This window comes from Nonomuraea sp. NPDC003754 (assembly GCF_053605785.1).
Genome location: NZ_JBSGJX010000005.1, coordinates 38,588 through 51,576, shown reverse-complemented (window position 1 = coordinate 51,576; position 12,989 = coordinate 38,588). Strand labels below are relative to the sequence as shown.

At 71.3% G+C, this 12,989-nt stretch carries 11 protein-coding genes; 8 read left to right on the top strand and 3 right to left on the bottom strand.

Annotation, left to right across the window (positions count from 1 at the left end; genetic code table 11):
- Positions 1-30: 30 nt before the first annotated feature.
- The 3 genes from ACWEVS_RS08190 (at position 31) to ACWEVS_RS08180 (ending at position 5,454) form a co-directional block, all read left to right on the top strand.
- Positions 31-3,231, top strand: a complete 3,201-nt coding sequence (locus ACWEVS_RS08190) for an efflux RND transporter permease subunit (protein WP_452550549.1) — start codon at positions 31-33, stop codon at positions 3,229-3,231.
- A 67-nt stretch (positions 3,232-3,298) separates the two neighbouring features.
- Complete coding sequence (gene purB, locus ACWEVS_RS08185; protein ID WP_452550548.1) at positions 3,299-4,729, top strand: adenylosuccinate lyase; 1,431 nt, start codon at positions 3,299-3,301, stop codon at positions 4,727-4,729.
- Positions 4,726-5,454, top strand: coding sequence for a GNAT family N-acetyltransferase (locus ACWEVS_RS08180; RefSeq protein WP_449922352.1), 729 nt, complete (start codon positions 4,726-4,728; stop codon positions 5,452-5,454). The genes purB and ACWEVS_RS08180 overlap by 4 nt, the downstream gene beginning before the upstream one ends.
- Here the strand turns inward: ACWEVS_RS08180 and ACWEVS_RS08175 are convergent.
- Positions 5,415-5,795, bottom strand: a complete 381-nt coding sequence (locus ACWEVS_RS08175; RefSeq protein WP_452550545.1) for a DUF3817 domain-containing protein — start codon at positions 5,793-5,795, stop codon at positions 5,415-5,417. The two genes, ACWEVS_RS08180 and ACWEVS_RS08175, sit on opposite strands and share 40 nt — an antisense overlap.
- A 165-nt stretch (positions 5,796-5,960) precedes the next feature.
- Here ACWEVS_RS08175 and ACWEVS_RS08170 point away from each other — a divergent pair, with 165 nt between their 5' ends.
- Complete coding sequence (locus ACWEVS_RS08170) at positions 5,961-6,977, top strand: DUF4037 domain-containing protein (protein WP_452550544.1); 1,017 nt, start codon at positions 5,961-5,963, stop codon at positions 6,975-6,977.
- Positions 6,978-7,059: 82 nt separating this feature from the next.
- Here the strand turns inward: ACWEVS_RS08170 and ACWEVS_RS08165 are convergent, their stop codons facing one another.
- Entirely contained in the window at positions 7,060-7,995 is a 936-nt protein-coding gene (locus ACWEVS_RS08165) for a LysR family transcriptional regulator (protein WP_449922346.1), read from the bottom strand.
- A gap of 134 nt (positions 7,996-8,129) precedes the next feature.
- On the opposite strand from ACWEVS_RS08165, the gene ACWEVS_RS08160 reads away from it, so the two are divergent.
- From ACWEVS_RS08160 to ACWEVS_RS08150, 3 genes are all read left to right on the top strand, one after another.
- A complete protein-coding gene (locus ACWEVS_RS08160) occupies positions 8,130-9,374 on the top strand; it encodes an MFS transporter (RefSeq protein WP_449922344.1) in 1,245 nt (414 codons plus the stop codon).
- 235 nt (positions 9,375-9,609) lie between these two features.
- Positions 9,610-10,242: a cysteine hydrolase family protein gene (locus ACWEVS_RS08155; RefSeq protein WP_452415300.1), complete on the top strand. Its 633-nt coding sequence runs from the start codon at positions 9,610-9,612 to the stop codon at positions 10,240-10,242.
- A gap of 43 nt (positions 10,243-10,285) precedes the next feature.
- The gene (locus ACWEVS_RS08150; protein WP_452415302.1) at positions 10,286-10,552 is read left to right on the top strand and encodes a Tn3 family transposase; all 267 of its coding nucleotides are present in this window, start codon (positions 10,286-10,288) and stop codon (positions 10,550-10,552) included.
- Here the strand turns inward: ACWEVS_RS08150 and ACWEVS_RS08145 are convergent.
- Positions 10,482-11,201, bottom strand: coding sequence for a TetR/AcrR family transcriptional regulator C-terminal domain-containing protein (locus ACWEVS_RS08145; RefSeq protein ID WP_449922339.1), 720 nt, complete (start codon positions 11,199-11,201; stop codon positions 10,482-10,484). The genes ACWEVS_RS08150 and ACWEVS_RS08145 overlap by 71 nt on opposite strands.
- A 66-nt stretch (positions 11,202-11,267) precedes the next feature.
- Here ACWEVS_RS08145 and ACWEVS_RS08140 point away from each other — a divergent pair, with 66 nt between their 5' ends.
- A complete protein-coding gene (locus tag ACWEVS_RS08140; protein ID WP_452550542.1) occupies positions 11,268-12,983 on the top strand; it encodes an ABC-F family ATP-binding cassette domain-containing protein in 1,716 nt (571 codons plus the stop codon).
- Positions 12,984-12,989: the final 6 nt, after the last annotated feature.

Here is a 12,989-nt window from a genome sequence, read left to right as displayed (position 1 = left end):
TCTTTGTCCCGTTTGCCCTGTGAGGAGCGGATGACAGCTCTGGCCCGGTTGAGCCTTGCCAACCGCAGTCTGGTGATATTGGTGGCGATCGTGTTGAGCGCGTTCGGCGCCTACACGATCCCGCAGCTGAAGCAGCAGTTGCTGCCGTCGCTGTCGTTTCCCGGCGCGTTCGTCGTCGCGTCCTACCCGGGGGCTTCTCCGGAGATCGTGGAGGATCAGGTCACCAAGCCGATCGAGGACTCCTTCGCCGGGATCGACGGCCTGGAAGAGATGACCTCGACTTCGAAGGAGGGGTTGGCGCAGGTCCAGGTCTCCTTCGCCTACGGCACCGACATCGAGGAGTCGGTGGCCACGATGCAGACGGCGATCGGCAAGATCAGGGCGCAGTTGCCCGATGGTGTCGATCCTCAGGTGGTGGCGGGTAACACCGACGACATCCCGGTCGTGGTGCTGGCGGTGGGCGACGGCGGCGACGAGCGGGCGATGGCCGACAAGCTGGATCGCGTGCTGGTGCCGCAGCTGCAGGGCATCGACGGGGTGCGCGAGGCGGAGGTCACCGGCGCCAGGGGCGAGACGGTGGTCATCACGCCGGACGCCGACAAGATGGCCGACAAGGGTGTGTCGCCGGCGCAGATCCCGGAGGTGCTGAAGGCCAACGGGACGCCGGTGCCGGCCGGCACGCTGAAGGAGTCGGGTAAGGCGCTGACGGTGCAGGTGGGCTCGCGGATCGAGTCGATCGAGGCGCTGGAGGACCTGTATCTGGTGCCGGCGGCGCCGCAGGCCGCCGCCCCGGCCCAGGCGCAGGGGCAGGCGCGGCAGGTGCCGGGCAGGGCGATGCCGCCGGGTGCGGGGCAGGCGCCGGTGCAGGCCGCGCCGAAGCCGCTCAAGCCGGTGCGGCTGGGCGATGTGGCCGACATCGAGCGGCGCAAGAGCGAGGCGACGACGCTGACGCGCACCAACGGCGAGCCGAGCCTGGGTGTGTCGGTGACGATGACGCCGGACGGCAACGCGGTGGCGATCTCGCACGCCGTGCGGGAGAAGCTGCCGGCGATGGAGTCGGCGCTGGGCGCCAAGGCGACGGTGATCTTCGATCAGGCGCCGTACGTGGAGCGGTCGATCGAGGACCTGACGACCGAGGGGCTGCTGGGGCTGGTTTTCGCCGTCCTGGTGATCCTGGTGTTCCTGCTGTCGTTGCGTTCGACGCTGGTGACGGCGGTGTCGATCCCGCTGTCGGTGGTGATCGCGCTGATCGCGTTGTGGGCGGGTGACTACTCGCTGAACATGTTGACGCTGGGCGCGCTGACGATCGCGGTGGGCCGGGTGGTCGACGACTCGATCGTGGTCTTGGAGAACATCAAGCGGCATCTGGGCTACGGCGAGCCGAAGCGTACGGCGGTGACGGCGGCGGTGCGTGAGGTGTCGGGCGCGGTGACGGCCTCGACGCTGACGACGGTGGCGGTCTTCGCGCCGATCGCGTTCGTGGGCGGCATGGTGGGCGAGCTGTTCGCGCCGTTCGCGATGACGGTGACGGTGGCGTTGCTGGCTTCGCTGCTGGTGTCGCTGACGGTGATCCCGGTGCTGGCCTACTGGTTCCTGAAGGCTCCGGCGCTGGAGCCTGAGCAGGCGCGGGCGGTGCGGGAGGCGGCTGAGGCCAAGGAGCTGCGCAGCCCGTTGCAGCGGATGTATCTGCCGGTGTTGCGCTTTGCCACGCGCCGGCGCCTGGTGACGGTCCTGATCGGGGTGGTGGTGTTCGCGGCCACGATGGGGCTGGCCGGCAGGCTGGAGACGAACTTCATCGACTCCTCCGGCCAGGACACGATCTCGCTGAGCCAGAAGATGCCGGCCGGCACGGATCTGGCTGCCACGGACGCGGCGGCCAGGAAGGTGGAGAAGGTGCTGGCGGATCTGGACGGCGTGCAGTCGTACCAGGTCAACGTGGGTGGCGGCAACGCGATGCGGGGCGGGGCGGGCGGCGGTGCCGACCGTGCCTCCTTCTCGGTGACGGTCGCCGAGGGCAGTGACACGCCGGCGCTGGAGGAGCGGCTGCGCCAGGAGCTGAAGGGCCTGTCGGGTGTCGGTGAGGTGACGGTCGGCGGGCAGGGCGGCGCCGGGTTCGGCTCGGATTCGGTCGAGGTGATCGTGCAGGCGCCCGACACTGCCACGTTGCGTGCGGCGGCCGGGCAGGTGGCCACGGCTGTCGGGCAGGTGGAGGGGTTGCGGGACGTCTCCTCGGATCTGGAGTCGAGCGCGCCGCGGATCGAGGTGGTCGTCGACAGGAAGAAGGCGGCGGCCAAGGGTGTCACCGAGGCTCAGGTGGGTCAGGTGGTGGCGCAGGCCTTCCGTGGCGCGCCGCTGGGCCGGCTGACCTTGGACGGTGTCGACAGTGACCTGATCCTGCGGGGTGGCGACGAGCCGGAGGGCGTCGAGGAGGTGGAGAAGCTCAAGGTCGGCGCGGTGAAGGTGTCGCAGGTGGCGACGGTGTCGCAGGTGGACGGGCCGACGCAGATCTCCAGGATCGACGGTGAGCGGTCGGCGACGGTTTCGGCCAAGGCTTCGGCCAGCGATCTGGGCAGGTTGACGCAGGCGCTGACGAAGAAGCTGGACGGGCTGGCGCTGCCGGCGGGTGCCGCCTTCACCGTCGGTGGTGTGTCGGCTGACCAGGCCGACGCGTTCGCCGATCTGGGGGTGGCGATGCTGGCGGCGATCGCGATCGTCTTCATGATCATGGTGGCGACGTTCCGCAGTTTCGTGCAGCCGCTGATCCTGCTGGTGTCGGTGCCGTTCGCGGCGACGGGTGCGCTGGGGCTGCTGCTGGTGACGGGTACGCCGATGGGTGTGCCGGCGCTGATCGGCATGCTGATGCTGATCGGCATCGTGGTGACCAACGCGATCGTGCTGATCGACCTGGTCAACCAGTACCGGGAGCAGGGCCTTGGTGTGGTGGAGGCGGTCATCGAGGGTGGCCGGCGCAGGTTGCGGCCGATCCTGATGACGGCGGTGGCGACGATCTGCGCGCTGACGCCGATGGCGCTGGGGGTGACCGGCTCGGGCGGGTTCATCTCGCAGCCGCTGGCGATCGTGGTGATCGGCGGGTTGATCTCTTCGACGCTGCTGACGCTGGTGCTGGTGCCGACGCTGTACACGATGGTGGAGCGGGTCAAGGAGCGGTTGGGCGGGCGTGGCGGGGCTGTGCCGGCGCCGGCCGCCGAGAAGGTGGGCGCGCCGGTCTAGGGCGCTGGGCCGTCCCGTCACCCCCGCTTGCCGGGCGGGGCGGGGCGGCCCCATACACTGGGGCAACGTGACTTCCAAGCCGCGCATCCCGAACGTTCTGGCCGCCCGCTACGCCTCTGCCGAGCTGGCTCGCCTGTGGTCTCCCGAGTCGAAGGTGGTCGCCGAGCGGCGGCTGTGGTTGGCGGTGTTGAAGGCGCAGGCCGAGCTGGGGGTGGCGGTGCCGCAGCAGGCGATCGACGACTACGAGAAGGTGGTCGAGCAGGTCGATCTGGCTTCCATCGCCGAGCGGGAGCGTGTCAGCAGGCACGATGTGAAGGCGCGTATCGAGGAGTTCAACGCGCTGGCCGGGCATGAGCATGTTCACAAGGGGATGACCTCGCGTGACCTGACGGAGAACGTCGAGCAGCTGCAGATCCGCGACAGTCTGCTGCTGGTGCGTGATCGGGTCGTGGCGTTGCTGGCCCGGCTGGGGGCGCTGGCCGAGCAGTACGAGGCGAGTGTGATGGCGGGCCGTTCCCACAATGTGGCGGCGCAGGCGACCACGCTGGGCAAGCGGTTCGCGAGCGCGGCCGACGAGCTGCTGGTGGGTTTCGCGCGGCTGGAGGAGTTGATCGGCCGCTATCCGCTGCGGGGGATCAAGGGGCCGGTGGGCACCGCGCAGGACATGCTCGACCTGCTGGGTGGTGATCGCGGCAAGCTGGCGGAGCTGGAGGAGCGGGTGGCCGCGCATCTGGGCTTCGAGCGGCGCTTGACCAGTGTCGGGCAGGTGTATCCGCGGTCGCTGGACTTCGAGGTGGTCGGTGCGCTGGTGCAGTTGGCGGCGGCGCCGTCCTCGCTGGCCAAGACGATCAGGTTGATGGCCGGGCACGAGCTGGTGACCGAGGGGTTCAAGGAGGGTCAGGTCGGCTCGTCGGCGATGCCGCACAAGATGAACACCCGTTCCTGTGAGCGGGTCAACGGGCTGACGGTGATCCTGCGCGGGTATGCGTCGATGACGGCCGAGCTGGCCGGTGACCAGTGGAACGAGGGCGACGTGTCGTGCTCGGTGGTGCGCAGGGTGGCGCTGCCGGATGCGTTCTTCGCCTTCGACGGGCTGATGGAGACCATGCTGACGGTGCTGGCCGAGTTCGGCGCTTTCCCTGCGGTGATCTCGGCCGAGCTCGACCGTTATCTGCCGTTCCTGGGCACGACGAAGATGCTGATGGCGGCGGTGCGGGCGGGGGTGGGCCGTGAGCAGGCCCACGAGCTGATCAAGGAGCACGCGGTGGCTTCGGCGCTGGAGATGCGTTCGCAGGGGTCGGCCAACCGGCTGCTGGAGCGGCTGGCGGCCGATGAGCGTTTCCCGCTGGATCGGGCGCGGCTGGAGGAGTTGCTGGCTGACCGGGTTTCCTTCACCGGCGCGGCCGGCGACCAGGTGCAGCGGGTGTGCGGGCTGGTCGGCGAGGTCGTGGCGCGCTATCCGCGGGCCGCCGGGTATGTGCCGGGCGCCATCCTGTGATCCGCGAGCTGTCCACGCCGGGTGAGCTGGAGGCGGCCTGCGGCGATGACGATCTGGTGATGTGGGCGGCTCAGGGCCTTGCGGGTGGTGGACGGGCGTGGGCGGGCGGCCGGGCGGTGGTGGCGGGGGCGCCGGGCATCTCCCGCCGTGACCGGCTGGCGGTGTGGGGGGATCCGGCTGATGCCGCCGCCGTGCTGCGGCACGCGCTGGCCGAGCTGGGGCCGTCGTATCGGCCGCTGGGTGAGGCGGACCTGATGCGGCAGGTGGCGGAGCGGGTGCCGGGGCTGGGGCGGGTGGGGGTCTTCTCCTGGATGAGTCTGGAGCAGGTGCCGATCGGTCCCAGTGACGGGGTGTCGTGGCTGGAGGGTCGCTTCGAGGGGCAGATCGGCCGGTTGCTGGCCGAGCATGCGCCCGACTCCTATGCGGTGCCCGGTGGGCAGGGTGTGGCTCGCTGGGCGGGGGTGCGGGTGGAGGGCAGGCTGGCGGCGGTGGCGGCTGACGCGTGGAGCGCGCCGTCGGTCGGTTTCGTGGCGGGGGTGGCCACCGCCGCGCCGTGGCGGGGTACGGGGTTGGCCGGGCGGGTGTGCCGGTGGGTCAGTGGCCGTCTGGTGGCCGCGCACGGCAGGGCGGCGTTGATGGTCGACGACGACAATGTGGCGGCGTTGCGGTTGTATGCGGGGCTGGGTTACCGGCGGCGGGCGGTGGCGGCCTGCGTGGTGTCCTGAACGCCGCTGTCCTGGCCGGTGCTGTTGTGCGCGGTGGCGGGGGTGGTGGTGGTCTGCCGGGCGCGTTCGTGGCGCGTCTGGCGGCGTTCGAACCACACGGTGGCCAGCGGCGGCACCGCGCACACCAGGCCCACCACGACGGTGCCGCGTGACCAGCCCCGCTCGCGGGCGACCAGCAGCACGGCCGCCACGTACAGGACGAACAGGCCGCCGTGGATGGGGCCGAACACCTTCACGCCGACCTCGCCGGCCTGGAGGATGTACTTGACGTACATGCCGGCCAGCAGGCCGATCCAGGAGAAGGCCTCGGCGATGGCGACGGCACGGAACAGGCGCAGCACGGTGAACAGCCCTTTCGCTGGGTTTCGGGGTGGCCGCACGCCAGCCTAACGGCCGGGTGGGGCGGTCCGGCCCGCGGGCGGGACCGCCGCGAAAACCGGGTGAGGTTCCCGATGCCGTCAGGCACAGTTGACATAGTGATGTCTGGATTTGTGCCTGGAATTGAGTTGAGCCGCGCCTTCTACAACGAGGTGGTGGCGCCGCTGGTGGCCGGGGTGCGGCACAGCGCCGCGCTGATCGGGCCGGGGTCGGAGGTGCAGGCCTTCGACACCGAACGCAGCGCCGACCACGACTGGGGGCCGCGTGTGCTGCTGTTCGTGGCGCCGGAGGCGGTCGGCGAGGTGGAGGAGCAGGTCGCGGCCGGCCTGCCGGCGCGTTTCGGCGGGTATCCGACGGTGTTCGCCCAGAGTGGGTTGCTGCGCCACGGGGTGCGGGTGCACGAGCTGGGCGGGTGGCTGGCCGGCAGGCTCGGGTTCGATCCGCGCGGGCGGGTGAGCACCCTGGACTGGCTGTCGGCGCCGTGGCAGGCGCTGGCCGAGGTGACGCGCGGGGAGGTCTTCCACGACGGGCTCGGCGAGCTGGCCGCGGTACGGCAGGCGCTGGCCTGGTATCCCGACGACGTGTGGCGGTATGTGCTGGCCTGCCAGTGGCGGCGGATCAGCGCGGAGGAGTCCTTCCCCGGCCGGTGCGCCGAAGTGGGTGACGAGCTCGGTTCGGCGGCGCTGGCGGCGGGCCTGGCGCGGCAGGTGATGCGGCTGGCGTTGCTGCAGCGCAGACGCTACCCGCCGTACGCCAAGTGGCTGGGCAGCGCGCTGGCCCGCCTGCCGGGTGCGGCCGAGCTCGGTCAGGCGCTGGCCGGGGCGGTGGCGGCCCGCTCCTGGGGTGAGCGGGAGCAGGCGTTGTGCTCGGCCTATGAGCGGCTGGCCGCCGTGCACAACAGGATCGCGCTGACGGGGCCGCTCGATCCGGCGGTGCGGCGTTTTCACGCGCGGCCGTTCCGGGTGATCGGCGGGGACCGGTTCGCGGCGGCGTTGCTGGAGTCGATCCGTGATCCGGAGGTGCGGGCGCTGCCGCCGGCGGGCAGCATCGACCAGTTGTGCGACAACGTGGACGTTCTGACCGAGCCGGCGCTGGCCAGGGCGTTGACGTCGGCGGCGCTGGCCCCGTCGCGGGCGGCGGCCTGACCGGCGCGGGCCGTCGCCGGGCGGCGGCGGCGCGTCCGCCGGGGCCGTCCACCTGACCCGGTCCGGGCTGCCGGGGTGGCGTTCAGCGCGGGATCGCCCAGTCCGGCGCCCAGGTCCCGGCGGCGCCGGGACCGGCGGCTGTGGCGGCGAGGTGGGCGCGGAGGGTGGCCAGCGCGGGGTGGGGGTTGTCGCGGCGCCACAGGAGCGAGTGCGGGTAGACGGGTATGGGGTCGGTCACCGGGATGCGGCGCAGGCCGTGGCCGGCGGGCCAGACCAGGCGGGTCTGCCCGCCCATGAAGGTGGCCAGGGCCGGGGTGTCGGCGATGGTGTCGAGGAGCGCGTCGGAGCCGAAGTTGGGGCCGGTCGCCTCGATGGTGAGGCCGAACTCGGCGACGAGGTCGTCGTAGTAGGCGGCCCACTCGGTCCCGGGGACGATGCCGGGCATCCAGATCCGGTGCCCGGCGAGCTGAGCGACGGTCACCGACCGGGCGCCGGCCAGCGCGTGGGCGGGGCCGGTGAGGAGCTGGAGCGGCTCGTCGAGAACCCGGACGGAAGCGATGTCCTCGGGAAGGGGCCGGCCGGGCATGGCGACGGCGCGGAAGGACGCGTCGATCGCGCCGGAGCGAATGGCGGCGACGGCCCGCTCGATATCGAACAGCATCACCACGTCGAGGTCGATCTCGGGGTGCGCGCGGTGGAAGCCGCGCATCAGGCCCGACGCCGCGCTGCGCGAGGCGATCATGTCGACGCGCAGCGGACGGTGGCCGGTGCGCACGGAGGCGAGCGCGCGCTCGGCGACCCGGAGCAGTTCTCGGGCGTGGGGCAGGAACGCCTGCCCGTCGATGGTGAGCTCGGCGCCGCGCGGCGTGCGGGTGAACAGCCGCACGCCGAGGTTGCGCTCCAGCGCTGCGATGCGCTTGGAGACGGCCTGCTGGGTGACCGCCAGCTCGGCGGCGGCCTCCTGGAATTGCCCCGCGTCGGCGGCGGCGACGAAGGTCCGGACGGTGTCGTGGTCCATGCGGCCAACCCTATGGATACAACCGTGGGTTGTGTCCGGGCGGCCCTGTGGTTGTTTGATCCCTGGGCATGCTGCTCGCTTTGATGCTTCCGATCGCGGATCGGTTGTGCACGTGAGTGACGAGGAGCGTCGGCATGAGGAACGGGCACCGGTTGGGGCGGCGGTTCGGGTGGCTCTGGGGAGCGTACGGGACCAGCGCGCTGGGCACATGGCTCGCCTTCGGCGCGTTCCCGCTGATCGCGGTCCAGGTGCTGCACGCCGGGCCGGCGCAGGTCGCGGCGCTGTCCTCCGTGGGGGCTTTGGCGGGCGCGGCCGTGGCAGTGCCGCTGGGCCCGTGGGTGGAGTCGCGCCGCAAGCGGCCGGTCCTGATCGGGACGGACCTGGTGCGGTTCGCGGCGCTGCTGACGATCCCGGCCGCGTTCGCGCTCGGCGTGCTGTCCTTCGTCCAGCTCCTGCTGGTCGCGGTCGTCGTCGCGGCCGCCGACATCACCTTCCGCGCCGCCTGCGGCGCGTACCTGAAGACGCTGCTGCCGGCCGAGGACCTGCTCGTCGCCAACGCCCGATTCGAGTCCACGACCTGGACGACCACGATCATCGGACCGCCGCTGGGCGGTGCCGCGATCGGGATCCTCGGTCCGGTGGCGACGGTGGTGGCCGACGCGGTCAGCTACCTGCTGTCGGCTCTGGGCATCGGCGCGACGGGCGGGCAGGAGCCGCGGCCCGATCGCCGGCAGGCCGCGCGCATGCGGGCCGGGGACCTGCTCGACGGCTGGCGGTACATCCTCGCCGACGCGAGGCTGCGTCCGCTGTTGTTCAACACCGCCTTGTTCAACGGCCTGGTGATGGCCACCGACGCGCTGCTGGCCGTTGTGATGCTCGGCCAACTCGGGTTCGCGCCCTGGCAGTACGGCCTGGCCTTCGCCGCGCCCGCGATCGGCGGGCTGCTCGGTTCGCGGCTGGCCCGGCCGCTCGTCACCCGGTTCGGGCGGCACCGGGTCCTGGTCGCGGCCGGGACGCTGCGCGCGATCTGGCCCGTCGGGCTGGCCTTCCTGGGGCCGGGGACCGGAGGGCTGCTGCTGGTGATGGGCGTCGAGCTCGGGCTGATCTTCTGCTGCGGGGTCTTCAACCCCGTCTACGCCACCTACCGCCTCGAGCGCACCGCGACCGAGCGGGTCACCCGCACGCTGTCGGCCTGGTCGGTGACCACCAAGGTCTCGACCGCGCTCCTGACGGCCGTCTGGGGCGTGCTGGGCGGCCTGCTCGGCCCGCGCACGGCCATCGGCCTGGCCGGCGTGCTCTTGCTGGCGACCCCGCTGCTGCTTCCCCGACGCGCCGCGGCGCCCCTCGCCGAGCCGGAGCCGGCACCCAGCCGCGCCTGACGGGCCGCACCTGACGGGCCGCAACGGCCGTCACCGCGATCGGGCCGAGCCGCCCCTGCCGGAGCGGTTCGCCCCCGCGCGCAGAGCTCGCGGATGAGCGTGACGACCTTCACCGTGGCCGGTGGGGTCGCGGCGCGGCACATCGCGGCACATCGCGGCTCACGCGCCCATGTGCAGTCCGGCCCTGGCGTGCGATCTCGCCTGTCAGGGCGCCCTCATCTCCCAAGGAGACAACATGACCGTCACGACCCCGGCGCTGGACCCCCGGACGGCCGCACTGCTCGTCATGGATTACCAGCAGCACATCCTGGCCTCGCTCCCCGGCCTGGCAGACCCGCAAGCGCTGCTGTCACGGGTGGCCGGCGCCATCGCCGACATGCGAGCGCACGGCGCCGCCATCGCCCACGTGCGAGTCGCATTCACCGCAGCCGACTGGGCGGCGATCCCGCCGGCCAACAAGACCTTCTCCTTCCTCGGCCGGCAGCGCCTCATGCACCACGCGGATCCCGCCACGGACTTCCACCACCAGCTCGCTCCCGAGCCTGGCGACATCACCGTCCGCAAGACCCGCTACGGCGCGCTGTCGACGACAGACCTGGACCGGCAACTGCGGGATCGCGGAATCACCACCCTGGTCATCGCCGGCATCAGCACCAGCGGCGCCGTCCTGTCCACCGTCACCGACGCCGCCGACCGCGACTACCAGCTCTACGTCCTGTCCGACGGCGTCACCGATCCGGACCCGCAGGCCCATCAGACCCTGATGGCCGGCGTCTTCCCGAGGCTGGCCCACATCATCGACACCGCCGAACTGCGCTCGCTCCTGCCCGCGAGCCGTCCTGATCGGGCAAAGCCCGGCAGGGCATGACCGCTCGGTCTGCGGCACGAGGGCCCCCACCGGGTGACTCGGCGTGCCCGGCACGCTGCGCGACCGGCTGTTCGTCCTGGACGCCATCCACGCCCGCGACGGCGGTCCGAAGCCAGCAACCGTCATCACCGACACCGCGTCGTACGTCGACATCGTTTTCGGGCTGTTCGCGATCTGCGGCTACCAGTTCTCGCCCCGGATCGCCGACATCTCCGACGCACGGCTGCGGTCCCGCTGTCTCACTGGCGGGCGTGGCTTGCAGCCTTCGTGGATGGCCCATTGGCAGCGCCGCCGGCACTGGAGGCACTGATGGTGGCTTGGATGCCGTCGAGGAGCCAGGTAAGGCCGAAGGTGAAGCTGGTTTCCCAGTCGCTGTCCTCGGCGAGGGGGCCATGGGTGGCCAGGACGGGGTACCGGTCACGGTTGGCGCGAAAGTAATCCTGAGCGGCGGCTCGCGTGGCCTGCTCCTCTCCGGCCGTCCAGGTCGCCTGCATGAGTGCGGAACCGATGACGAAGTTGGACAAGCCGTACGCGGCGGCGGTCAAGTGCGGCTCGGTGGCCCCGGCATCCAGGAGGGTGGCGTACAGGAACTCGCTGCGGGCAAGTACATGGGGGCCCAGCATCGGACGGCCGAGCAGCGCTGCCGACCAGGGATGTTCCAGCAGGACGGCACGCCACCCGCTGATCAGCGCGGTGATGCCGGCACGCCAGTCCTGGCGGTCTGCGCGCGGGATCTCAACCGCTGCGAAGATCGCGTCGAGGGTGAGGTCAAGGACATCGTTCTTGGTTTTCACGTGCCAGTACAGCGTCGTGGAGCCGGTCCCCAGGCGCTCGGCGAGCCGCCGCATGGTCAGCCGGTCGGCGCCTTCCTCATCGAGGAGGGCTATGGCCTCGTCCACGATTCGGTCGCGGCTCAGCGGCGCTTCACGCGCCGCCCGCACCGGCGGCCGCAGCCACACGTCCCCTGGCGATCCTGAGTGTTTCGTTCCCAATGCGTCCCTCCCCTTGGCGAAGGCAAGTCTAGTATGGTGTTCGAGCACTGGATCAATGATCTGGTTGCCAGAACGACGGTCCGATCATGGTCCGAAGTGCGACCGGCAGGGAGGAACACGGTGGCGGGACACATCGAGGTGGACCGGCTCACATACGTGCTGCCGGACGGCCGGCTGCTCCTTCACGAGGTGTCGTTCCGCATCGGCGAGGGCGCCAAGGCCGGGCTGGTGGGACCGAACGGCGCGGGCAAGACCACCCTGCTGCGACTGATCGCCGGAGATCTGCAACCGGACGACGGCCGGGTGGCCTGCTCGGGTGGGCTGGGGGTGATGCGGCAGTTCATCGGCAGCGTCCGCGACGACCGGACCCTGCATGATCTGCTGCTGTCCGTGGCCTCCGACCGGGTCCGCGCCACCGCCGCCGACCTGGAACGGGCGGAATCAGCGGTGGCGGAACGCGACGACGAGACGACGCAGCTGGCCTATGCGCAGGCGATCAGCGACTACGCCGACGCCGGCGGCTACGACATGGAGGTGGTGTGGGACACCTGCGCGACCGCGGCCTTGGGCCTGCCCTACGACGCGGTCCGGGAACGCCCCGTGAGTACCCTGTCGGGCGGCGAGCAAAAGCGCATCGTCCTGGAGGCGCTGCTGCGCGGGCCGGATCAGGTCCTGCTGCTGGACGAGCCGGACAACTACCTCGACGTGCCCGCCAAGCTATGGCTGGAAGATCAGCTGCGTGCCACTTCCAAGACCGTGCTACTGGTCTCCCACGACCGGCAGCTGCTGGCTAACGCAACGGACCGCATCGTGACCGCGGAGTCGCGCGGCGTCTGGGTCCACGGCGCGGGCTTCGCCACCTACGCTCAGGGCCGCCAGCACCGTATCGACCGGTTGGAGGAACGCCGCCGCCGCTGGGACGAGGAGCACGCCAAGCTCAAGCGCCTGGTGCAGACCCTCCGGCAGACAGCGGCCAACAACGACGCGCTGTCGTCCGCCTACCGGGCCGCCCGCACGCGGCTGGCGCGCTTCGAGGAGGCAGGCCCGCCCGAGCGCCCGCCCAAGCGGCAGAACGTGCGGATGCGACTGCGCGGCGGCCGGACCGGCAAACGCGCCGTCGTCTGCGACGCCCTGGAACTCACCGGACTGATGCGGCCGTTCGACGCCGAGATCTGGTACGGCGAACGCGTGGGCGTCCTCGGCTCCAACGGCTCGGGCAAATCTCATTTCCTGCGATTGCTGGCCGAAGCGGCGGACGGCGCGGTCCCCTCGGTACGTCACAGCGGTTCTGTACGGCTGGGCGCCCGGGTTGTGCCCGGCCACTTCGCGCAGACTCACGCCAGGCCCGACCTGCACGGCCACACCCCCGCCGAACTGGTCACAGCAGGGCATGCCCTCACGCTGAACGAAGCCATGGCCGCGCTCGCCCGCTACGAACTCGCACCCGCCGCCCATCAGCGGTTCGAGACCCTGTCCGGCGGGCAGCAGGCCAGGCTGCAGATCCTGCTGCTGGAACTGTCGGGTGCGACGCTGCTGCTGCTCGACGAACCGACCGACAATCTCGATCTGGCCAGCGCCGAGGCCCTGCAACAGGGCCTTGCGTCCTTCGCCGGCACCGTGTTGGCCGTCACCCATGACCGCTGGTTCGCCGCCGACTTCGACCGCTTCCTCATCTTCGGCGCCGACGGAACCGTCTACGAGAGCAGCGAACCGGTCTGGGACGAAGCTCGGGTCGAGCGTGCCCGCTGAAGCCCC

Excerpts from the sequence above, each read along its gene's own strand:
- ACWEVS_RS08190 (WP_452550549.1), top strand. The coding sequence starts at position 31 with ATGACAGCTCTGGCCCGGTTGAGCCTTGCCAACCGCAGTCTGGTGATA.
- ACWEVS_RS08165 (WP_449922346.1), bottom strand. The coding sequence starts at position 7,995 with ATGGACCACGACACCGTCCGGACCTTCGTCGCCGCCGCCGACGCGGGG.
- ACWEVS_RS08160 (WP_449922344.1), top strand. The coding sequence starts at position 8,130 with ATGAGGAACGGGCACCGGTTGGGGCGGCGGTTCGGGTGGCTCTGGGGA.
- ACWEVS_RS08155 (WP_452415300.1), top strand. The coding sequence starts at position 9,610 with ATGACCGTCACGACCCCGGCGCTGGACCCCCGGACGGCCGCACTGCTC.
- ACWEVS_RS08140 (WP_452550542.1), top strand. The coding sequence starts at position 11,268 with ATGGTGTTCGAGCACTGGATCAATGATCTGGTTGCCAGAACGACGGTC.